A 20,911-nucleotide genomic window follows, 5' to 3' on the forward strand; every position below is an offset into this window, starting at 1 on the left:
AGATTAGGAAACGCGCTGTCCGAAAGCTCGAGTACATTGACCACGCTGTCCGCCTGGAGGACCTGAGGGTGCCACGCGGCAACCGACTTCATGCCCTATCCGGCGACCGAAAAGGGCAGTACTCCATCGCTATCAACGATGAGTGGCGGATTCGCTTTCGGTTCGAGGACGGAGATGCCTACGACATCGAGATCTGTGACTTCCACTGAGCAGGTGCCAGAGATGAGCATTGCGAACACAGGTATGAAGCGCAGGCCCACCCATCCGGGCGAAATGCTTCGGGAAGACTTTCTTCCTGACTATGGTCTCACTGTATCCGCGCTCGCGGAGGCGCTTGGGGTATCGCGGCAGTCGGTGAATGAGTTGCTGCGCGAGCGTCGCGCCGTAAGCCCCGAGATGGCCCTCCGCTTGGGTCGGCTTTTCAGCAACTCACCAGAGTTTTGGCTAAACGCTCAACGGGCCGTCGACCTCTGGGATGCAGCGCAGGCGATTAAGAAGGAAGTGGCGCGAATCAAACCACTAGATGCCGCCTAACACGGCAGCGAGCCATGTCGATCTGTCACGGCGCTTGCCATACGCAAACCGCCGCACCAGCTCGCCAAATGACGGGGTCACCAAATGACAATGACGGGGTCAAGTCTTGTAATATGCATACTACAGGGCTTTGACCCCTTAATTCATCTCGAATAACAACAGCGCCAACCACCTTGCCCGCGGTCGCTCCAAAGCCGGCCGGTTACGCTGGGCTTTAGGAGATTCCTCTGTAACTGTTCACGGGGTCTGCGGATTATTCGGAAAACGGACTCCCGGATGGCGCTGTACCGAAAGCGAACTGGCACTGGAGCATCCGGATGTACGATCAACCGTGCTGAACAGTGCGGTTTTCGCACATTATCGACGGCCCGGCCGCCGTCTAGCTGCCGAGCTTCCCCTACTCGCAGGGCATCAGCGTGCGGCAGCTGCTGACGCATTCCTCGGGCATTGCCAACCCGATCCCGCTAGGCTGGATTCATCTCCAGGAGGAGCACGAGGGGTTTGACAGGCAAGCGTTCTTCCATGAGGTTTTCACCAAGCACCACAAGCTCAAGAGCCAGCCAAATGCTCGCTTCGCGTATTCCAATCTCGGTTATGCACTGCTTGGGCAGATCATCGAGAATGTCTCGGGCATGCGCTACGTTCAGGCGCTGCTCGCTCCGCAAAGCGGCCTCGTGTCTGACGAGTCCAGGCGGCTGCTGTTCACTGAGAATGTCCTGAGCAGCGGCAAACCATCCGGAATGAGCATGTCATGGTTCAAAGGGGAGTTGGACGGGCCCACACCTAACTACGCGCACGCGGGCGGCGGTGGTGGCTACTACGCGGCGGTGCGAATTTACCCGGAGTTGCAGCGCGGGAGCGTAATACTGTTCAATCGTAGCGGTATGTTAGACGAGCGTTTCCTCGATTGGGTCGATCGATGCCTGATCCACGACCCGGCCATAGCGCAGCCGACCCGTCGTCTTGGTGTTGAGTAGAGCGGCCGGTTGGGCTCACTCTCGCGGGGGTGCTGCCCAGGTTGTAAGCCAGGGCTGGTACCATTTCGCCTTTCGACGCTTGTTCGTGTCCATCTCTATTCGCCGGGCGTCACCCGGCGCGCGATGACCGCCGTATCTCCGGCATCAGCCTGGGCAGGTCCTGGCGGAGAAAGCGCTCGTCCGTGGAGAACAGGTCGAAGCCGCCGGTCTCCGGTAGCGGCACCAGTCTCGCATCCCGGATCTCCGGCGAGGCCGGTGTGAACTCACCGGCCGCCAGGGCCGCTCGCAGCCCCGCGAAGCCGCCTTTCGGCCTGCACCGGAAGTAGAAGTCCAGTCGATAGGGGCCGGGCTCCTCGGCGACGTAGGGCACGGCATCCACGCGAAGCAAAGAAATTCCCTCAATCCCGATGCCCAGCTCTTCCCGCACCTCGCGCCTGAGCGTCTGCTCCAGCACGTCGTCCGGCAGCACCTGCGTATGCGGGTCAGTCGGCCTGCCGGGAACGGACTCGAGCGACCCGCCCGGTAATCCCCAGGCTCCCCGCGAGCGGTAGCTGTGCTCGACCAGCAGCACCTCCGGCGGGTCGACGTCGTCATCGACGATCACGGCCACGGCGCCAACGATCCAGTTGCGCGCGAGCTGTCCCTTGAGGAGCCCGGCGAGCCGCGGCGGGAACATCTTCCAAATGCCCAGCACCCGCCGGTGCAGCCCCGGGCGACGTTCGATCCAGCGCGCAAGCCCCGACAGCATGGTCAGCCACACCGTCCGCGAGACGAGAACCGCGTTTCGCCGGCAGCCGGGCGCTTGGGCAGTTCCGGGGGCAGTATACCGGTCTCGGAAGCCGGGTCCGCATCGTCACTTCTGTCGGTCGGCACTCCGTAATCCAGGACCCGGCCAGCGCGATCGCGGTGTACGAGTGTGCAACTGGTCATGTCTTCCAGCTTATCGAGATATCCATCACTGCCAAGCGGCCGTCCCGGCCGAGTATGCAGGTGCAGATTTATCGAGTCCTTACTAAACATATCAGATCCAAGAATCCTTCAGCCGTCGGCGGCGCGATGGAGGCCCACATGCTGTCCCCGAGGTGACGGGGTCAGGTGACGGGGTCAAGTCTTGTAATATGCATGCTACAAGACTTTGACCCCTTAACTCATCTCGCCTAATAACAGCGCCAACGCGGACCGGCTTTCCCGCGGTCGCTCCAAAGACATCCGGTTACGCTGGGCATTAGGCGGCTGACTTGAGCCACTACGATAAACCAGACGCTGCGATCCGGATCACCGTTGCCATTGTGCGGGCATTGGTGGCTGTGGCATGCGAAAGCGCAGACTGAGCTGCGATCTCGCCAGTGCCATGAACGCAACCGGCGCCATAACAGCCCCACCAGTGCGCCCCGGAATCCTTCATCAGAGCCATCTGGGCAGCCGGCGATTGGCATAATATGCCACTGCCACTATACTTTGCTCACAGTCCCGACGAAGGGTTCAGCTCATGCCGACACGTAATGTCGTCCTGACCGATCATCAACATGACCTGGTCGATGCCCTGGTACAGTCCGGGCGCTACCAGAACGCCAGCGAAGTGCTGCGTGAAGGCCTGCGCCTGATCGAACAACGAGAGCGCCTGGAAGCCGCCAAACTCCAGGCCCTGCAGGAAGCCGCTGGGAAGGGCTGGGGCGATGTTGCCGCTGGCCGTTACGCCGATGTAGCGGACGATCAACTTGAAGATCTCATCACCGAACTGGGGCGGAGCGCCGCGGCCCGAATCCCTACGACGGGTTGATGGCACGTTATCGGCTATCCGCCACCGCGCGGGCGGACATCATCGCCATCCTGGCCTGGACCCATGAGCACTTCGGGGTAACGGCCAGAGTACGCTACGAGACCCTGCTCGTTACGGCCTTGCGCGATATTGCCCACCAACCGACCAGACCAGGCAGCCTCGAACGCCCCGAACTGGGCGAGCATGTTCGCTCCTGGCACCTGGGATTGAGCCGAGACCGGGCGCGTACGGATGCCGGCATCGTGCGACGCCCCCGACACTTCCTGATTTACCGGCTAGATGCTGAGCTGGTCGTCGTGGGTCGAGTACTGCATGACGCCATGGAGTTGACGCGCCATTTGGAGCCTGAGGAGCCTTGGGAATAGGTCGTTGAAACGGTCTCCCACACAGTGTGCCAGTAGCATAATAGAATACGCAGCCTTCCCCACCTGTCCCAGCCACATCCGGCAATTCAGACGGGCGGCTGTGTCCTGACTAAAGGTCGATGTGCACGGAGGCACAGTCGTAACGCGACACCGAACAAGCACGGCCTCATAGGACCGCGGAAGCGTCCACATGGCGGATCTCCGTGCGTTCGATGGTCTGAGGCCGCTCTGGTTCGAGGCGGCGTCCTCCCACGGCGATGCCGGGTCGCAGAACGAGCCACGGGAGGAGCCCGCCGAAGCTTTACTTGAGTTGTGAGGGCGCTGACGAACGCTGACGGAGCGCTGAGGGGGGTCAAGTCTTGTAATATGGATACTACAAGACTTGACCCTTTAAGTTGACCCCTTAAGACACTCGTACCGGAGACAACCACATGATCCAAGCCTCCCCTATTCCGGAAGACTTCGCCGACCAAAAGCGCGCTCAACAGATGGGGTTCGTGGAGCGCTTACCTTCTACCAGTGGACGATTGGTTGTGCCTAAGCGGCGCAGTTTCACTCAGGCACGGTTCAATGCTGCCCTGAAGGTGTTGGAAGTAACGTGGCCGACCACCACGGAGAAAGCTCTTGCGCATGTGGCCTTTGCGTAACGGCACGTCCGTCGCGAAACCGAGTACGACCAATGAACCGGATGCTGGCTAACCGCACTTCCGGGTCTGGGCAGGGGGCGCCTGGTAACCGGCGTTCCTACTGCGAGAGGCGGGCGCTCGACCCACACTTTGGAGGAGAGCATGGGCTACTCGGACACAATACGAGAGATATGGCGCCACCACGATCTCAGCAGTGCCGCACGTGACCATGCCAATCTCGTGCGGTATGCGACGCTGGCTGCATCCAGCCACAATACGCAGCCCTGGAAGTTCAAAGTGGAGTCGGGCAGGATCGTGATTCTCCCGGATCTGACGCGACGCTGTCCGGAAGTCGACCCCGACGACCATCACTTGTATGGGAGCCTTGGTTGTGCAGGCGAGAATCTGCTCGTGGCTGCGCAGGCCGCCGGCTTAAAGGGTCACTTTTCCTACGACGCATCCGAGTCGAGCGTGCAAGTGGACCTCGAGAAGACGGCCCCCTCCCGGTCAACTCTTTTCGAGGCGATTCCGAACCGCCAGTGCAGCCGGGCTGAATATGACGGAACAGCACTCTCTGCTGAGCAACTCCGCCTGCTGGAGGAAGCCGGGCGCGGCAATGGGGTCTCGCTTATGCTTCTTACCGACAGCAAACAGAAGGAGCAGGTCGCGGAGTATGTGGCAGCGGGCAACACGGCCCAGTTCAGCGATCCGCGCTGGGCGGCGGAGATGAGGAAGTGGATCCGCTTCAACGCTCGCGACGCCGTGCGGACCCGTGACGGCCTGTACGGGGCAGTGCTGGGCATCCCTAACGTGCCAGGATGGCTCGGCAAGCTCTTGATGCGGGTGGCGGGGTCAGCGAAGCGCCAGAACCGAAAAGACATCACGCACATCCGGAGTTCTGGAGCACTCGCGGTAATCTTCTCCGAAGCCGACGACCAACGCCACTGGATTGAGGCGGGGCGCAGCTACGAACGCCTTGCCCTGCAGGCGGCCGCTTTGCAACTCCGCACTGCCTTTATCAACCAGCCTGTCGAGGTGCTCCCACTCCGTGCACAGCTCGCAACCTTCCTGGGCATCGGCAACCGACGGCCGGACCTTATCGTCCGGATTGGTCGTGGACCCGAGATGCCGCGATCGTTGCGGCGGCCGATAGGGCAAGTTCTTCTTTGAGTGCGGCCGATGATAGGGGGCTCCGGTTGGCGTCGGCGAGGATGTGCCATGCGGGGGGAGAGGTCGAAAGTGACCCCTATCGGATCCGCTTGAGAGGACACTGATGGCACAGCAGATCGACGAGCAGTTCGCACATTTTTTTGTGCAGCATCTGCACGCTGCCGTGAATGCCCACGACGCTGACGCGGTGGCAGAGCTTTGCACCGAGGACGTCCTATGGAAAGACCCCGCCGCACCGGAGCCTCTGCGCGGGCGCGAGGCAGTGCGTCGATTCCATCGGGACATGATGTTCCGGTCGCTTCCCGACGCGCGAATCGAGCTCATCGACGGTCCATACTTCTTACTGGACCGCAAGGGCGTCGCCGTACGGTTGCGCATCACCGGAAAGATGACAGGGCCGATGGAACCGCCCGGCTTTGCCCCGACCGGGGGCCCCGTCGAATTCGAGACTGCGGAGTTCTCGCGCTTCGATGGTGAATTGCTCGCCCGCCATACGGTCGTGCTGGACAGACTCGCACTGGCCCGTCAGGTCGGTGCTGTCCCCAGAGCAGGCGGGCTCGCCGAGCGCGTCAACGTCTGGCTCCAGCGCCTCGTGGCCCGCCGAGCACGAAAACGGTGGGGCTGACGCCGGGCTGCGCTTCAGGTTCGCCGCCTAACAAATCGCATGGAGACTGACGCTTGACAGCTTCCTCCCATCGCTACCGCTCCGGTTGGTCGCCGTAAAGCGCGGCTCATGCGAAACGTTAGGCCGCGGATTCCACGATTTGTGGCGTTCCATCCTGGGAGAACAAGCGATGTTTGATCACGTCGGCTTCGGAGTCACCAACCTTGCAGAGAGCAAGGCGTTCTTTCTCAGCTCACTTCAACCACTTGGAGTGGCGGTGGCCATGGAAGGGCCATATGGCGTAGGCATCGGAAAGAAGGGCAAACCCTCGCTGTGGCTCTACGAGACGAAAGAAGTACCGGCACACCTACACATTGCCATTGCAGCCAACTCGCGCTCGGAAGTAAATGCCTTCTACGAGGCAGCCATTGCTGCAGGGGGTAGAGACAACGGAGCGCCGGGCTTGAGGCCGCACTACCACCCGAACTACTACGGCGCGTTCATCATCGGTCCAGACGGCCACAATATCGAGGCCGTTTACCACATCCCGGAACCGTAAGCACCCCCGGGGACCGGCAAAAGGTACGGAGGGATTAAAAAAATGATCAGGTCATTCTTTAATCCCTCCGTTCCCTTTTATTTTTCTTTTATCCTTTTATCAGGTTCCGCAAAGGAGACAATGAAGTGACGGTTCAATTGCCAAACATCGAATTCTCGCAGGAGCAAAGAGAATTGTGGGAACACGTTGGGAATCTCTGGGCGATGTCCAAAGAACGAGATGAGAGACAAATCCGAGCGACTCTTCATCCTCAATATGTAGGTTGGGATGTGAATGCTGCGCTCCCTCATGACCGGGAGGCCGCAGTACAGTCAGTATTGGGTGATACTCCGGCGCTGGGCGAATACGATCTCCACCCCCTAAGCGTTCAGATTTACGAGGGACAGGTCGGAGTAGCCCACTATTCCTATTCGGCGAAAGTCTTGCCGAAAAATGGACAAACTCTTACCGTCACCGGGAGATGGAGCGAGGTTTACCTCAAGCAGGATGGCAGATGGGTAATGGTTTCCGTCAGCGGAAAGCCTGACGAACCGACAAAATGAATGCCGAACAAGTCGCTCAACTGGCGGCGCTATTCCGTTGCGCTCCATAGCCGCCAGTGAGCTCCGGCGTTGGGCGGACAGAGCGCATATCCGTCCCGGATGTAGCGGACCCGTCATCCACGATTAAGGTAGCGACATTGTGAGCAAGACCACCCACCACGGACATGGCCACGGCGCCGAGCCGGGCGCTGGCCACCAAACAGGTGGCGGGCACGGGAAAGCGAGCGAGGTCCATGCAACCCATGACCAGCACGCAGGTCACAGCCCGAAGATGTTCCGGGACAAGTTCTGGCTGTCGCTGATCCTCACCGTCCCGGTCGTTTTCTGGGCCGCACACATCCAGATGATCTTTGGTTACACGGCGCCCGAGTTCCCCGGGTGGCGTGGATATCCCCTGTCCTCGGCACGGCCGTCTTTCTCTACGGTGGCTTGGTTTTTCTGAAGGGTGCATGGCGGGAGTTGAGAGCGCGACTGCCGGGGATGATGACCCTGATTTCCCTAGCCATCTCGGTGGCGTTCATCTTCTCGTGGGTTGTCCAGCTCGGTCTCATCAAGGCGGACGCGATCTGGTGGGAGCTGGCCACCCTGGTGACCATCATGTTGTTGGGCCACTGGATCGAGATGCGCTCGATCTCACAGGCACAGGGGGCGCTGCAGGAACTCGCCAAGCTGCTCCCGGATACCGCCACCCGGGTTACTGACCAGGGCGAGGAGACGGTGCCCATCAGCGAACTGAGAGAGGGCGACATTGTGCTGGTCCGTCCCGGCGAGAGCGTGCCGGCGGACGGCCTGGTGCAGAAGGGCACGAGTGAGCTCAACGAGGCCATGATCACCGGCGAGTCCCGGCCGGTAAAGAAGAAGGAAGGCGATGAGGTCATCGCTGCAACCATCAATGGCGAAGGCTCCCTGCGCATCCAGGTCACCGGCACCGGGGAGAAGACCAAGCTCTATGGGATCATGCGGCTCGTCGCCGACGCGCAGGCATCGAAATCCAGGGCGCAGCACCTGGCCGACCGTTCAGCCCGGATCCTGACCGGGGTGGCCATCGTCGCCGGCGTACTCACGCTGGTGGCTTGGCAGCTCCTGGGTTCGCCCATCGACTTCTCCATCATTCGTGTGGTGACGGTTTTGGTGATCGCTTGTCCACATGCCCTTGGTCTGGCCGTGCCGTTGGTCGTTGCCATCTCCACCACCCTGGGCGCACGAAATGGCCTACTGGTAAGGGATCGGCGCGGACTGGAAGAAGCCAGAAACCTGGACATCGTGATTTTCGACAAAACCGGGACGCTCACAATCGGGGAGTTCCGGGTGGTTGGCATGGCGGTGGCCGACGGGGAGTCCGAGGAGGATATGCTACGGATCGCGGCGGGAGTGGAGGCGGAGTCCGAGCATCCAATCGCGCGTGGCATCGTGCAGACGGCGGTGGAACGAAAGCTTAATGTGCCCCCAGCGGATGAGTTCCGGGCGCTGATTGGAATGGGGATCGCAGCGTCGATCGCAGGTATCGAGTACCGCATGGGTGGTCCCTTGCTCCTCCAGGTGGAGGATACGCAGGTGCCGGACCCGCTGCGTAAGGCCGCAAAAGCAGCCGCAAATCGTGGCCAGGCCGCCATCTACCTGCTCAGGAGTGGCAAGGCCCTGGCGGTCTTCGCGGTGGCCGATGCCATCCGGGAGGAAAGCCGCGAGGCCGTGCGCGCACTGCACGAGCGCGGCATCGAGGTGGCCATGCTCACCGGTGACGCACAGGCGGTCGCCGATGCCGTCGCCGCAGAGCTGGGCATCGACACGGTGTTCGCGCAGGTGCTGCCCGAGGACAAGGCCACCAAAGTGCGCGAATTGCAGGCGCAGGGCAAAAAGGTCGCAATGGTGGGTGATGGCGTCAACGATGCCCCGGCGTTGGCTACCGCCGATATCGGCATCGCGATTGGCGCCGGTACCGATGTCGCGGTGGAGGCGGGTCACATCGTGCTGGTGCGGTCTGATCCCCGCGACATCCCCAAAATCGTCGCGTTGTCGCGGGCGACTTACCGGAAGATGGTCCAGAACCTCTGGTGGGCGGCAGGGTACAACATCTTTGCCATTCCGCTGGCGGCGGGTGTGCTCGCCGCATGGGGCATTCTGCTCACCCCGGCCTTGGGCGCGGTACTGATGTCAGCGAGCACCGTGGTGGTGGCGATCAATGCCCAGCTTCTCAAGCGGGTGGAACTGTGACGACATCTGCCGCCGCCCAATAACCGGTTGCAGCGGACGGCGCTACGCGCCGCCGCTGAACCGGAACGATAGGTAGCAAGGGATCGGACGATGCAACTTCCTTTCTCGGAGCGTGAGTTCCTAGAAGTATTCGGTTCGTACAACACAGCGCTGTGGCCTGGCGCTCTTGCGCTTTGGGTTGCGTCAGTGGCCGTCCTGGTGCTCGTACTGCGCGGTCAGCGAATCGACCGTCTGGTCTCGCTGCTACTAGCGGTTCACTGGGCCTGGGCCGCCATCGCCTATCATTTTGCCTACTTCGCGCCCATCAATCCGGCGGCGCTCCTATTCGGTGTGCTCTTCCTTCTCGAGGCGCTACTGCTTGGATGGGCTGGGCTCAAAGGGGAACCGATTCGGTACGGCTATGAGCGTACCGCCAGGCACATGCTCGGAATCGCACTTGCGGTGTACGCACTTTCTTACCCGTTCTTGGCCATGGCACTCGTTCAACCTTACCCTTCTACGCCTACGTTTGGAGTACCTTGTCCAACCACGCTCTTCACCGTCGGCCTCTTTTTGATGTCGACACCGACCCTTTGGCGGCTTGCAGCGATCCCCCTGCTTTGGACAGCGATTGGTGGCTCTGCAGCCTTGCTGCTCGGCGTAGTGACAGATTTCGCGCTGCTGGGAGCCGGGGTGTTTCTTATCACGTACATCGTAGCGCGTATGGTTCAGAAACGGCGAGCTACCTAACTCGCCGCCGGAGCCGACGGCCCAAAACGGCCGCGGCTCAACTCCAACGTGTGTGCCGGGCATGGCACAGAGCTAGGGAGGTGGAAGTCCTCCTGCCAGGTATTCGCAGAGCCGAAGGCTAGGAGAAGGGCAAGGGCGTCATCGCGAGGCGGGGTCTGGAGGAAGCCCAATCCAAGGTCAGTGAGGGGGGGGTCAAGTCTTGTAATATGCATACTACAAAACCTTTTACCCCTTAACTCATTTCGCCTAACAACAGCGTCAACGCGGACTGGCTTTTCTGCGGTCGCTCCAAAGCCGTCCGGTTACGCGGGGCGTTGGGCGAAGTTACCCTAATCCCGGCCGGGGAGAGGACTGTTTCATGAAGCTTTCTAGCGCTGTCCATATTGAGGGGCATGTGAGTTCAGGCTTCGAGGCTGTGCGCGATGCGTTCACAGAGAATTTCTCCTTACGCCTTGAATTGGGCGGCGCCTGTTGTGTATTTCACCGGGGCGAGAAGGTCGTTGATCTGTGGGGCGGCGTACGGAACAAGGAGACAGGTGAGCCATGGGAGGAAGACACCATGGTCTTGGTCTACTCGACGACCAAGGGACTGGCCGCGATGACGCTCGCGCTGGCTCACTCCCGCGGTTGGCTCGACTACGAGGAGCGTGTATGCACCTACTGGTCCGAGTTCGCCCAAAACGGAAAAGAGAACATCACAGTTCGTCAGCTCCTTTCGCACCAGGCAGGTTTGTTCGCTTTCGACGAGCAGGGCGACCGCAGCCTTGTGGCCGACCTCGATCGTCTTAGTGTTGTGCTTGCGCTCCAGAGGCCGGCATGGGAGCCGGGCACACGGCAGGCTTACCACGCGATCACCCTCGGTTATTACGAAAACGAATTGTTGCGTCGCATCGATCCAGAGCACCGAAGCCTGGGGCAATTTTTTCACGAGGAGGTTGCCACGCCGCTGGGGCTCGATTTCTATATCCGCCTTCCAGAATCCATTCCGGATTCCCGGCTGGCGACGCTGACGAGGCCAGGCCTGCTTGCAATGCTGCGCGGGTTCGGGATCCGCTTCTTTCTCAGCGCTGTTAATCGGAGTTCGAACATCTCGCGGGCACTGGTCGGTTCGATGTTCGTGCATGACGAACAGCGTGTTTACGCCCGCAATTTCGAAGTGCCGTCTGGTGGGGGTGTTGGTACGGCGCGAGCGATCGCACGCGCCTACAGTGTGTTCGCGACCGACGGACGTGCGCTGCAACTGCGTCCGGAAACGCTGTGCATACTGGCGGCGCCAGCGATCCCACCGACACGGGGCTTCTACGACGAGTGTATGATGAGCGACGGCGTGCAATTCTCATTGGGTTTTATGAAGCACTGCCCGGTGTGGTCATTCGGCAGCGAGGGCTCTTATGGACAGCCGGGATCGGGTGGCTCGCTGGGCTTCGCCGATCCGAAGGCTGGTATCGGTTACGCTTATGTCACTAACCAAATGGGAACGACGCTCACAGGTGATCCGCGAGATCTCGCGCTGCGAAATGCGTTGTACTCATGTATTTCAAGCTGAACTACCGCCCAACAATGGCATGCACCGGACGGCGCCCCGCATTAACCCGGGTTGCACCCGGCTTGCAGCATTACGGTGAACTAGCTGATCACTGGGGCCTGTGGCTCAAGATTGTAACCATTGCCGGGTTTGACGATAGGATTTCGTCCCGGTCCTGGACCTACAATCCGCGGATTATTGGGGTCCATACGCCCCATGAAAAATTGACACTCTACGCAGGTACCGGCCCACTGTACCACCCGGTGGATTCGACGCTCTATCCGGTTCTTGGGGTGGCCTGGAACATGGATGCACAAGGTGGCCTGTCCGGCGCTCTCGGATTCCCCGAGACGATGCTGCGCTTTCGTCTCAACGAACATCTGGCCGTGAAGGCAAATTTCAAGTCGGATATCAGAGTATATCGTTTGGCCGATGACAACACGCTTGCGCCCGGCGGGTACACGAGAATGGAAGACCTGAAGCCTGGTTTACACCTGGAGTACTTCCCAACTGAGTCGCTGCAGGTGAGCACGGGAATCCGGCGATTCGTAGGCCGCAGCCTGACATTTTTTCCCAGGCCGGAAATGAATTGGCCGATCATGACATCGAAGACGCTTGGTCCTTTCTGATCGAGATGGAATACAAGTTGGAGTGGCTATGGCCTCGGAGGGTCTCCAATGCAAACCCGGCCGCATTTGACGCGCCCGTCTGGAATGCCGTCATCGGCGCTTGTCACCTTCCTTGGCATCACCTTTGTCATTACCTGGGGTCTGGTCGGGGTCTACATCATGATCCCGGACATGGCCGCCGCCACCTTCGGCGAGATCAGCGGATCGCATCCGTTCTTTTTCCTTGCGACATGGTCGCCGGCGATAGCGGCCTTCGTGGCCGTGTTTCTTCATTCCGGTATGGCGGGTATTCGCGCCTTCCTGTCCAGGCTCCTGCTGTGGCGGTGCTCGGTGGGCTGGGCGGCTTTCATCCTGCTCTTGCTACCGTTCGTCTTTGTTGCGGGCTCGCTGATCATGGGCGGTCCGGTTCTGGCGCCGCTGCCGCCTGAGGGGGTGGGCCCGGTCGTAGCGGTCCTGTTCATGATGCTCTTTCTCGGCCCGATCGAGGAATTCGGCTGGCGCGGCGTGATGCAACCCTTGCTGCAGAGGCTCATGGCGCCGATCTGGGCGGGCCTCATCATCGGCGCGACGTGGGGGTTCTGGCACCTGCCGGCGTTCTTTCTGTCGAGCACCGTGTTCGCCGAATGGAACTTCCTTCCCTTTTTCATCGGAAACGTGACGCTTGCGGTTCTGGTGTCGCCAATCTTCAATAGCGCACGGGGAAGTCTTCTCTGGCCGATGCTGTTTCACTGGCAGCTCATCAATCCGTTTTGGCCCGATGCACAGCCCTGGGACACGATCATCCTGGTCGTCGTGGCCGTCATCGTCGTGTGGTGGAACCGCGATACAATGTTCACGCGGGACGGGGCTGTCACAGAGGTAGTGCCGGCCACAAACGTCCTCGCACACACGGGCGGGGAGTAGACGGATGCGCAGCTTCCTCATGGCAGCCGGTATGGTGGCAACTCTCGGTGCGGTCGCGCCCGCGACGGCGCAGGACGTCGCCCCTCTCTCCGCAGCCCTGGACGCGACGCTCGAAGACTTCCGTGCGCGCTACGGCTTTCCGGGCGCTACCGCGGCGATCGCGCTGCCTGACGGAACCGTGGCAGCGGCAGCGGTCGGTCTTGCCGATTTGGAAACGGGCCGCGCCATGTCGCCTGAGACCCCGATGCTTGCCGCGAGCATCGGCAAGACCTTTGTTGCTGCAACAGTGCTGGCTCTGGAGAGCGAAGGGCGCCTTTCACGGGCCGATCTGCTGGTTGATCACCTAGACGATCGACCGTGGTTCGGCGATCTGCCCAATGCCGGGTCCATCACCATCAACCACCTGCTGCACCACAGCAGCGGGTTGCCCGACCATGTCCATCTGCCCGCGTTCCAGGCGGCATGGCCCCGGATGGCGGGCATGGAAGGCGCGGTCAACCCCGACGATCTCGTAGGCTTCGTGACGGGGCTCGAGCCTCTCTTCGAGGCGGGGGCCGGCTGGGCCTACAGCGACACCGGCTACATCTTGCTGGGACTGGTGATCGAGGAGGTGACGGGCCAGTGCTACTATGAGGCGGTGCACCTGCGCTTCCTCGCCCCCCTTGGTCTGACGGACACTTTTCCCTCCGACCGCCCCGACCTTCCCGGTCTCGCGGTCGGCTATGTGACACCAGACAATCCCTTCGGCTTGCCGGAGCGAACGGCGGACGCAGGCGGACGGCTTCTGTGGAACCCAGCTGTGGAATGGGCGGGTGGCGGTCTTGCCTCGACGTCGCGCGACCTGGCGCTCTGGGGGCACCTCCTGTTCGGCGGCGCGGCGATGGCGAAGCCTTATCTCGACAGATTTCTCGACGGCGTGCCGGTGGACCTTGACGCGCCCGGTGTCCTTTATGGCGCGGGCGTGGCGATATATACGGAGACGCCACGCGGGCCGGTCTACGGCCATGGGGGCTGGATCCCCGCCTATGTATCGAGCCTGCGCCACTACGCCGACCACGGCGTGACCGTTGCCTTCCAGATCAACACCGATGCTGGCTTCCTCGATGACTCGAGCGATCTGGTTCCGACGCTGGAAGCGGCGCTCGCAGATCTCGCGATCGAGGCTGTGCGATGATCACCCGGCGCGCCTTTCTGACTGGCCTTGGCGGCATCGCGCTTGCGGCGGCGGCTTGGGGGACGGGCGCCTATCGCGCCACGATGGCAGCGGCAGAAGCCCGTATCGCCCGGCGCAGCAGTATCATCGAGACACAGGCCGGGCCGATCGAGTACTCGGTCGTGGGACGAGGGCCGCCGCTGATGATGATCCACGGCGCGGGCGGCGGCTTCGACCAGGGCCTTCTGTTCGCCCACGGCCTCAGCGAGGCCGGCTTCCAGATCATCGCGCCCTCACGCTTTGGCTATCTGCGAAGCGCCTTCCCCGAGGACGCCTCACCAGTGCACCAGGCGAATGTGCTCGTGGAGTTGCTCGACCACCTTGGCCTCAAGCGGATCGCGGTGGCCGGGGGCTCCGCGGGTGCGCTCACAGCAGCCGAATTCGCCCTGCGCCATCCCGATCGCTGCTCGCACCTCGTCCTGATCGTGCCGGCGGCGAACCTGACGGGGCGGGATCCCGTGAAATTCAGCGCCCTTCAACGCGTCGCAGTCGAGCGGGTGTTGTCCTCGGACCTATGGTTCTGGACCTTCGCCACGCTCGCAGCGGACACGCTGCTGCGGACGCTTCTGGCCACCGATCCAGTGCTGCTGGCGCGGGTCTCTCCCGAGGAGCGCCATCGGGCCGATTTGATTCGCGATGGGCTGATGCCGATCAGCGCAAAGACCGACGGCCTGCGAAATGACGGGTTCTGGGCGGGAGCGCCAGCGCCGACAGCGTTCGAGGACATTGCCGTGCCGACGCTGATCCTGTCCTGCGAGGACGATCTCTTCGGCACGGCCGATACTGCGCGGCTTCTTGCTGATCGGATTCCCGGCGCGCGCCTCGTGATCTACCCTCATGGCGGACACATCTGGCTCGGCCACGACGCCGATCTTACCCGGGAAATTCACGAATTCATCATGGGGGCTACGCCTCCCTGACTCCTTGAGGATAAGGCTTATGTCCAAGGGTAGCCACCGATGGTCAGGCGCGTGATGACTACGGCTTTTTTTGTCCCTGCGACGGCGATCCTTGTCGGGATCGTGGCCCTTTACGCCATCAGCCCCGGTCCTCCCGACCCGCTTCGCGACACTGAGGGCAATGTCATACCAGGCAGCCTGTCGGAACACGTGACCATCCAGGTCGCGATTGACCGGATGGATAGGGACGATGTGCCGGGCATGGTGATCGTGCTGTTGCGGGCTGGAGAACCGGTAGCGACCGCCGCCCTGGGGCTTGCCGACCGGACGACCGGACGTGCAATGACCGAGGACGCGCTGTTCCGTACCGAGTCGATCTCCAAGCCCGTCACGGCCTGGGGCGCGATGCGGCTAGCGCAGACCGGGCGGCTCGATCTGGATGCGCCGATCACGGCATGCCTCACCCGCTGGCAGCCGAGCGAGACGACCCCTGACATCACGGTCCGTCAGCTTCTGTCGCATACGGCCGGCATAGGCCAAGGCGACTTTGCCGCGCGATACGCGCCCGCTGCGCTCCGGCCGGGCCTGACCGAGCACCTGGCGGGAGACTTCCGGATGATCGCGACTCCCGGTACGGCCTTCGCCTACTCGAACACCGGCTACAACCTGCTGGAACTCGTCATCGAGGACTGCACCGGAGAGGACTTCGGCGCATTCATGGCTCGCGAGGTGCTGCGACCACTCGGTATGTCCAGCGCAAGCTACGACTGGACAGACGCCGTGATGGCCATGGGTCATGACCTGCACGGGCTTCCCGTTACGCCTTACGTCTATCCGGGGCGCGGCTCGGGGGGGCTGTTTGCCACAGCGGGGGATGTGGCGCGGTTCGCTGCCGCCAGCTTGTCGGGCGCGGATCAGAGGGTTCTCGCGCCTGCAAGCGTCGCTGCTCTGCATAGCCCCCGGAACGAGGTTAGCGGCCTGTTCGGCTATGCGGCCGGCGGCTACGGGCTGGGGCATTTCACAGAAACCCTCTCCGATGGCCGTACCGCGGTCTGGCATGGCGGCCAGGGCTATGGCTGGATGAGCCACATGCACCTCGTGCCCGAGACCGGCGACGGCATCATTATCCTGTCGAACAGCCAGCGCGCCTGGCCGGTTTTCGCGGCAATCCTGCGGGACTGGTCGGGCAGCCTCGGTGTCGCACCTGTGGGCATGGCGCGCGTGCTTTGGGCCGAGACCGCCGCGCGCACGGCCATTGTCCTGGCACTGGTCGGAGCGACGCTAACTTTCTGGATCGCACACCTGGGCCGGCCGCGACCACGCGTCGTCAGGGTCGGCGCGGGAGGGATCGCCGTTGCATTGATCGTCTGGCCTCTCTGGGCGGCGGCGCAGGACTACCTGTTCCTGTTCTCGATCCTGCCCGGTGTCTGGCCGTGGCTAGGGGCGGCCTCGGCAGTCGCCGGCCTCGGCCTTGGCACGATGGCGCTGGTGCCGGTGCGTCGCCGATGAGAACTCTGCGTCTTGCAGTCCTGGTGGTGCTGGCGGTTGCCGCGGGCGCACTGATCTGGAAAAGCCTACCGGCCCGAACCACGCCGGTCGAGGGCCCAAACCCGATCGCCGAACTCATTGCGGCCGAGATCGGCGCGATCACGCAATGGCTGTTGATCAGGGGGGCAGACCGCGAAGCCCCCATTCTGCTGTGGTTGCATGGTGGGCCCGGCTCGGCCCAGATGCCGATTCACTCCGTCACGGCGGAGCTGGAGCGCGATTTCGTCGTGGTCCACTGGGACCAGCGAGGCGCGGGCAAGTCGAACTCGCCCGGGTTCGATCCCGCGAGCATGACGCTCGAACAGTTCCTTTCCGACGCACGCGAGGTTACCAAGCTTCTGCGGGAGCGGGTAGGCGACCAGCCGCTGATCGTGCTTGGCCATTCCTGGGGGACGATGTTGGGCTCACGGCTCGTAGCGCGCTGGCCGGACGATTATGCGGGCTATGTGGGCGTGGGGCAGCAGGTGGACACGCTCAGTGCGGTGGTGCTGGCGCTGGACTGGCTGCGCGGAATTGCGCCCGAGGCCGAGCTTGCCGCAATGGCGCCGGAGGACTTCCGTGATCACGAACTGTATGTGCGTCTCATGCAGTTCGTCGAGTCGCATGGCGGCGGGATGAACGTCTCGCTCCCTTCTATGTTGCCGAGAGCATTGGCCGCTCCGGAATACCGGCTGCCGGATTACCCGCGCTGGTTCGACGGCGCGAACCGCGGGAGCGGACCGATGTGGGCGGATTACCTGCGGCGCGATCTGTTCGTGGAGGTGTCCCGGATGCCCTTGCCAATGTTGCTGATCTCGGGCGCGCACGACATGAACACGCCCGTTGCACTGGTGCGGAAGTGGTTCGAGGTGGTGGAGGCGCCGCAAGGCAAGCGCATGGTGGTGCTTGACGGCTCGGGCCACGCGCCCTTCCTGACCGAGACCCCGTGTTTCGTCGAAACGGTTCGAGGTTTTGGCACCGCGCTTGTGGGATCGGAAGCGGAAAGCTGATGATGGAACCATAGCTCACGATCTTCGGTGTGCCGTTGACCTCGGTGGCAGCAATGACAAGCGTCGGCATGATCCTGCTCGCCGCGCTCTGGCAAGCGATCGAGACCTGGACCTATGGCGATCCGCGGCGACTTTGGCCGATTTGGGTGCTGGCGGGTCTGCTGCTTGTCCTTTGGGTCCTTGGGCTGGCCGACTTCGCGCTTCGTGATCAGAGCGCCGGAACTGGGCGGGCTGGGGTATCGTCGCGGTTGTCCCGGCTCTCTGGGCGGTTAAGGCGGCGGCGCTGGTCTTCTATCCGCAGGGACGAGCGACCGCCCCATCAATTTCGGGCGCACGCAACTGGCGGCGGATTGGTCTCGCGAGGTTGCCGATCGCGTTGATCCTCGCGGGTCTGAGCTGGCTCGCCTGATCAGAAGGCCGCCCCATGCAGCAGGCCGACAAAAACTGGCCGGCCTTACTTGTCCCGCCCTGTAAGGCGATCGCCCCGCACCAGAAATCGCCCTTCGATGCGCAGGGCCAGCGGTTCGCCCGAGATCGGCGGCGCGCCGTCCGGCGCCGGCCGCTGCGCATGGATGTGCAGATGCGGCTCGGTCGAGGCGCCAGAATTGCCGACCTCGCCCAGCCGATCGCCCTCGGCCACCCGCTCGCCCGGCACGACCGCCACGCTGCCTCTCCGCATGTGGGCGAGAACGATTTCGACCTCGCCGCAGCGCAGGATGACGTGGTTGCCAAGCCGGTTCACTGGATCCTCGTTCGGCACCTCGAAATCCGGCATGTCCCCCTCTGCCGTAACCACCATGCCCTCGCAGGGGGCACGAAGCTCCGCCCCGAAGATGGCATAGTCGGCAGGATCGGCAGGGCGCCAACCGCGTGCGCGCAGGCCCCACGGGCCGAGGCCGAAGAAATCGACCGCATAAGATTGCCCGCGCCAGGGGCGAAACCGCTCGACGCTGGTATCGAGCGTCCGCATATGCCCATTCACCAGCGCGTTCGACCCGCCGTGCCCCACAAGGTAGTTGCCCGGTCCGAGGGGGTTGGCAATCTCGACGACCTCGACCGGTGGGGGGCTTTGCCCGGCCACCGCCTGCGCGCCATACCACCCGCCGGTGCCCAACAGCACGAGCGAGAGGGCAAGACCTGACCACCCCCAAAGCCCTGCAGGCAAAAGCGGGAGGCCGCCAAACCCCTTGCCGATCAGGCATGCCAGGAGCGCGAGCAACCATAGCCCGCCATAGACCCACGGCAGCCACCAGACCGGCACCGCCCATTGCGCCACCCGCGCCAACGCGAAAAGGAACGCGCCGGTGCCAGCCACCTGCAGAGTGAAGCCTGCAACATTGCTTGCCGGCACCAGCGCGAGCCAGACAATCAACGCCAACGGCAGCGCGATCTGCATCAGTAGGATGAGTGCAATCATGTTTAATCCCTTCTGCTGGGAGTATTGAACTCTAAATCGCGCTGCTACTCAACTTCGGAGTAACGTCGCAGCAGAGACATGTATAAACTGCATGCAAATCGATTCCACATTAGTGCTGGTGAGTGGCATTTATAATGATGATCAAGTGGATTTTCATTACATCCGGAAAAGCCCCTCTTGGCGCAGCTATTGCAATCTATATTGGACAGGCTCGCGATTCCTCCAAAGCCGATCAGCTGTTAGCAACACTGAGTGAGGGGTCAAGCCAGACAGACGTCGGGATTGTGGACTTCGCGTCATTCACTGAACTCCCACCCTCGGTTGCACGCTATTTCCAGCATGTGCTGACTGATGGTCAAAAGCTGATCAAGACAGCAAAGATAGAGCAGTCCGGTGTGTTGCGAACGGGTATAACCACCGAAAGTTGGTCACCATTCACTGCAAGCGAAATCGTGGTGCCACCTGCAATTGGTTTCCTCTGGAGCGCAAAGATCGAGATGCCCCTGGGCACACATGTACGTGTCCTGGACAGTTACATTGGCGGTGTCGGTTTGGGCCGCGGGAGTCTCTTGTCGGCCTTTGCTGTCGCCTCAGAAGGGGGCGAACCGAAACTGAATTCGGGGGCGTTGCACAGGTACGTGGCCGAGGGAGTATGGTTTCCCACGGCCCTTTTGCCACAGTCCGGGGTCGCGTGGAGCGCGATCAAAGATCACTCGGCGCTGGCGACGCTGACTGACCGGAGCACGTCTGTGTCGCTGGAATTCCGCTTCAATGAGGTCGGAGAGGTGACGAGTATCTACAGTGCGGGTCGTTTTGGTCAATTCGATGGCGGTTACAAGCAAGTCCCCTGGCAGGGGCACTTCCGGGACTGCCATGAAGAGGCCGGAATGCGCGTGCCCTCATATGGTAAGGTTGGCTGGTACGAGGACGGAGTCCTTCAGCTCGTCTGGAAAGGGGATATCATTGGTACAGGGTATGAGCTTGAGCCATAAGTCGGGGGTTCCACGGAGTGTGTGCCCAACGAAGCGCTGCACCGGACGGCAACTCCGCTGCGCTCCATAGCCGCAGGTGAGCTTGCGCGTTATGCCGCCTTCACGCATGACAATATCCCGCTGCAATGACGGTCATGGTTGACGACCCGAACAAGAAGCGTGCAATTGGCGTCCTGCTCTGCCTCTTGGCATCGGCAATAGCCTTGGGGACTGCCCCCTTCATCATGCCGGAGGATTACGACTGGATTTCCCATACCACAAGCGAGTCAGCGGCGCAGCAAGTCGAGGGGGCCTGGCTTGCGCGATTGGGATTTCTACTATTCGGAATCGGGGTCTTGTGGCTGTCTGCCGGAGCAGGAGTACTCTGGGGTCGATGGGGGACCCTACTTCACGTCGCCTTTGGCTTATTCATGATTGCCGCGGGAGTTTTCTCTGCCAGTTCGTGGGACCCTGCAGTTCCCCACGATGCGGTCGAAGATGCCCTTCATTCAATGGCTGCAACAGCCATGGGCTTTGCGTTCGCATTCGCAATCGTCGCGATCGTCGTGCGTCGAAGAAAGGACGATGCACAATTACGGCATATCGTTACACATAAGTCCCGAGCGCCCACGGGCCGACCGGTGTAGAGCGGGCGCTGGACACAGTGGTTGCAGCCTGCTGTAATCGCCCCACGACAACGGACAGCTCGGGGGTGGTCGA

24 protein-coding genes are annotated in these 20,911 nt (G+C 62.0%); 22 read left to right on the forward strand and 2 right to left on the reverse strand.

From position 1 onward, the window contains the following. The 3 genes from QZT63_RS04385 to QZT63_RS04395 all read left to right on the forward strand — a co-directional run. The coding region (locus tag QZT63_RS04385; protein WP_290648927.1) for a type II toxin-antitoxin system RelE/ParE family toxin at positions 1–209 on the forward strand (209 nt) is incomplete at its 5' end. A 13-nt stretch (positions 210–222) separates the two neighbouring features. Next, entirely contained in the window at positions 223–534 is a 312-nt protein-coding gene (locus QZT63_RS04390; protein WP_290648929.1) for a HigA family addiction module antitoxin, read from the forward strand. A 410-nt stretch (positions 535–944) separates the two neighbouring features. Next, entirely contained in the window at positions 945–1,511 is a 567-nt protein-coding gene (locus QZT63_RS04395) for a serine hydrolase domain-containing protein (protein WP_290648961.1), read from the forward strand. Positions 1,512–1,620: 109 nt separating this feature from the next. Here the strand turns inward: QZT63_RS04395 and QZT63_RS04400 are convergent, their stop codons facing one another. Further along, positions 1,621–2,259, reverse strand: coding sequence for an NUDIX hydrolase (locus QZT63_RS04400; protein WP_290648931.1), 639 nt, complete (start codon positions 2,257–2,259; stop codon positions 1,621–1,623). Positions 2,260–3,000: 741 nt separating this feature from the next. Here QZT63_RS04400 and QZT63_RS04405 point away from each other — a divergent pair. From QZT63_RS04405 to QZT63_RS04485, 17 genes are all read left to right on the forward strand, one after another. After that, positions 3,001–3,291 (forward strand): type II toxin-antitoxin system ParD family antitoxin, encoded by a 291-nt coding sequence (locus QZT63_RS04405; RefSeq protein ID WP_290648933.1) that lies wholly within the window; start codon positions 3,001–3,003, stop codon positions 3,289–3,291. Further along, a complete protein-coding gene (locus QZT63_RS04410) occupies positions 3,291–3,656 on the forward strand; it encodes a type II toxin-antitoxin system RelE/ParE family toxin (protein ID WP_290648935.1) in 366 nt (121 codons plus the stop codon). The genes QZT63_RS04405 and QZT63_RS04410 overlap by 1 nt, the downstream gene beginning before the upstream one ends. A 190-nt stretch (positions 3,657–3,846) precedes the next feature. Beyond that, positions 3,847–3,972, forward strand: coding sequence for a hypothetical protein (locus QZT63_RS04415; protein WP_290648937.1), 126 nt, complete (start codon positions 3,847–3,849; stop codon positions 3,970–3,972). Positions 3,973–4,087: 115 nt separating this feature from the next. After that, positions 4,088–4,303 (forward strand): hypothetical protein, encoded by a 216-nt coding sequence (locus QZT63_RS04420; protein WP_290648939.1) that lies wholly within the window; start codon positions 4,088–4,090, stop codon positions 4,301–4,303. Between the two features lie 141 nt (positions 4,304–4,444). Further along, a complete protein-coding gene (locus QZT63_RS04425; protein WP_290648941.1) occupies positions 4,445–5,452 on the forward strand; it encodes a Tat pathway signal protein in 1,008 nt (335 codons plus the stop codon). 103 nt (positions 5,453–5,555) lie between these two features. Continuing rightward, positions 5,556–6,077, forward strand: a complete 522-nt coding sequence (locus tag QZT63_RS04430) for an ester cyclase (RefSeq protein ID WP_290648942.1) — start codon at positions 5,556–5,558, stop codon at positions 6,075–6,077. 169 nt (positions 6,078–6,246) lie between these two features. Next, a complete protein-coding gene (locus QZT63_RS04435) occupies positions 6,247–6,615 on the forward strand; it encodes a VOC family protein (protein ID WP_290648943.1) in 369 nt (122 codons plus the stop codon). A gap of 125 nt (positions 6,616–6,740) precedes the next feature. Further along, positions 6,741–7,157: a nuclear transport factor 2 family protein gene (locus tag QZT63_RS04440; protein WP_290648944.1), complete on the forward strand. Its 417-nt coding sequence runs from the start codon at positions 6,741–6,743 to the stop codon at positions 7,155–7,157. Positions 7,158–7,535: 378 nt separating this feature from the next. Next, the gene (locus tag QZT63_RS04445) at positions 7,536–9,368 is read left to right on the forward strand and encodes a heavy metal translocating P-type ATPase (RefSeq protein WP_290648945.1); all 1,833 of its coding nucleotides are present in this window, start codon (positions 7,536–7,538) and stop codon (positions 9,366–9,368) included. A 90-nt stretch (positions 9,369–9,458) separates the two neighbouring features. Beyond that, on the forward strand, positions 9,459–10,097 hold the full coding sequence (locus QZT63_RS04450) for a DUF6064 family protein (protein WP_290648946.1): 639 nt from the start codon (positions 9,459–9,461) through the stop codon (positions 10,095–10,097). Positions 10,098–10,455: 358 nt separating this feature from the next. Continuing rightward, positions 10,456–11,643 (forward strand): serine hydrolase domain-containing protein, encoded by a 1,188-nt coding sequence (locus QZT63_RS04455; protein WP_290648947.1) that lies wholly within the window; start codon positions 10,456–10,458, stop codon positions 11,641–11,643. Further along, complete coding sequence (locus QZT63_RS04460) at positions 11,628–12,251, forward strand: hypothetical protein (RefSeq protein ID WP_290648948.1); 624 nt, start codon at positions 11,628–11,630, stop codon at positions 12,249–12,251. The genes QZT63_RS04455 and QZT63_RS04460 overlap by 16 nt, the downstream gene beginning before the upstream one ends. 48 nt (positions 12,252–12,299) lie before the next feature. Beyond that, positions 12,300–13,154, forward strand: a complete 855-nt coding sequence (locus QZT63_RS04465) for a CPBP family intramembrane glutamic endopeptidase (RefSeq protein WP_290648949.1) — start codon at positions 12,300–12,302, stop codon at positions 13,152–13,154. 4 nt (positions 13,155–13,158) lie between these two features. Further along, entirely contained in the window at positions 13,159–14,328 is a 1,170-nt protein-coding gene (locus tag QZT63_RS04470) for a serine hydrolase domain-containing protein (protein WP_290648951.1), read from the forward strand. Then, on the forward strand, positions 14,325–15,287 hold the full coding sequence (locus QZT63_RS04475; RefSeq protein ID WP_290648952.1) for an alpha/beta hydrolase: 963 nt from the start codon (positions 14,325–14,327) through the stop codon (positions 15,285–15,287). The genes QZT63_RS04470 and QZT63_RS04475 overlap by 4 nt, the downstream gene beginning before the upstream one ends. Positions 15,288–15,476: 189 nt before the next feature. Next, positions 15,477–16,775 carry a serine hydrolase domain-containing protein gene (locus QZT63_RS04480; RefSeq protein WP_290648954.1) on the forward strand — a complete coding sequence of 433 codons (1,299 nt, stop codon included), beginning with the start codon at positions 15,477–15,479 and terminating at the stop codon, positions 16,773–16,775. A 23-nt stretch (positions 16,776–16,798) separates the two neighbouring features. Then, positions 16,799–17,803: an alpha/beta hydrolase gene (locus QZT63_RS04485; protein ID WP_290648956.1), complete on the forward strand. Its 1,005-nt coding sequence runs from the start codon at positions 16,799–16,801 to the stop codon at positions 17,801–17,803. Between the two features lie 454 nt (positions 17,804–18,257). Here QZT63_RS04485 and QZT63_RS04490 read toward each other — a convergent pair whose 3' ends face one another. Then, entirely contained in the window at positions 18,258–19,199 is a 942-nt protein-coding gene (locus QZT63_RS04490) for a M23 family metallopeptidase (RefSeq protein WP_290648958.1), read from the reverse strand. Positions 19,200–19,354: 155 nt separating this feature from the next. On the opposite strand from QZT63_RS04490, the gene QZT63_RS04495 reads away from it, so the two are divergent. Next, positions 19,355–20,212, forward strand: coding sequence for a DUF6544 family protein (locus QZT63_RS04495; protein ID WP_290648959.1), 858 nt, complete (start codon positions 19,355–19,357; stop codon positions 20,210–20,212). 134 nt (positions 20,213–20,346) lie between these two features. After that, positions 20,347–20,838: a DUF998 domain-containing protein gene (locus QZT63_RS19965; protein ID WP_366635911.1), complete on the forward strand. Its 492-nt coding sequence runs from the start codon at positions 20,347–20,349 to the stop codon at positions 20,836–20,838. Positions 20,839–20,911: the final 73 nt, after the last annotated feature.

Source organism: Aquisalimonas sp., from assembly GCF_007120195.1.
Lineage (GTDB): Bacteria > Pseudomonadota > Gammaproteobacteria > Nitrococcales > Aquisalimonadaceae > Aquisalimonas.

Coding starts and splice junctions, on each gene's coding strand:
- QZT63_RS04390 (WP_290648929.1), top strand. CDS start 223: ATGAGCATTGCGAACACAGGTATGAAGCGCAGGCCCACCCATCCGGGC.
- QZT63_RS04400 (WP_290648931.1), bottom strand. CDS start 2,259: ATGCTGTCGGGGCTTGCGCGCTGGATCGAACGTCGCCCGGGGCTGCAC.
- QZT63_RS04405 (WP_290648933.1), top strand. CDS start 3,001: ATGCCGACACGTAATGTCGTCCTGACCGATCATCAACATGACCTGGTC.
- QZT63_RS04410 (WP_290648935.1), top strand. CDS start 3,291: ATGGCACGTTATCGGCTATCCGCCACCGCGCGGGCGGACATCATCGCC.
- QZT63_RS04415 (WP_290648937.1), top strand. CDS start 3,847: ATGGCGGATCTCCGTGCGTTCGATGGTCTGAGGCCGCTCTGGTTCGAG.
- QZT63_RS04420 (WP_290648939.1), top strand. CDS start 4,088: ATGATCCAAGCCTCCCCTATTCCGGAAGACTTCGCCGACCAAAAGCGC.
- QZT63_RS04425 (WP_290648941.1), top strand. CDS start 4,445: ATGGGCTACTCGGACACAATACGAGAGATATGGCGCCACCACGATCTC.
- QZT63_RS04430 (WP_290648942.1), top strand. CDS start 5,556: ATGGCACAGCAGATCGACGAGCAGTTCGCACATTTTTTTGTGCAGCAT.
- QZT63_RS04435 (WP_290648943.1), top strand. CDS start 6,247: ATGTTTGATCACGTCGGCTTCGGAGTCACCAACCTTGCAGAGAGCAAG.
- QZT63_RS04450 (WP_290648946.1), top strand. CDS start 9,459: ATGCAACTTCCTTTCTCGGAGCGTGAGTTCCTAGAAGTATTCGGTTCG.
- QZT63_RS04455 (WP_290648947.1), top strand. CDS start 10,456: ATGAAGCTTTCTAGCGCTGTCCATATTGAGGGGCATGTGAGTTCAGGC.
- QZT63_RS04460 (WP_290648948.1), top strand. CDS start 11,628: ATGTATTTCAAGCTGAACTACCGCCCAACAATGGCATGCACCGGACGG.
- QZT63_RS04465 (WP_290648949.1), top strand. CDS start 12,300: ATGCAAACCCGGCCGCATTTGACGCGCCCGTCTGGAATGCCGTCATCG.
- QZT63_RS04470 (WP_290648951.1), top strand. CDS start 13,159: ATGCGCAGCTTCCTCATGGCAGCCGGTATGGTGGCAACTCTCGGTGCG.
- QZT63_RS04475 (WP_290648952.1), top strand. CDS start 14,325: ATGATCACCCGGCGCGCCTTTCTGACTGGCCTTGGCGGCATCGCGCTT.
- QZT63_RS04490 (WP_290648958.1), bottom strand. CDS start 19,199: ATGCAGATCGCGCTGCCGTTGGCGTTGATTGTCTGGCTCGCGCTGGTG.
- QZT63_RS04495 (WP_290648959.1), top strand. CDS start 19,355: ATGATGATCAAGTGGATTTTCATTACATCCGGAAAAGCCCCTCTTGGC.
- QZT63_RS19965 (WP_366635911.1), top strand. CDS start 20,347: ATGGTTGACGACCCGAACAAGAAGCGTGCAATTGGCGTCCTGCTCTGC.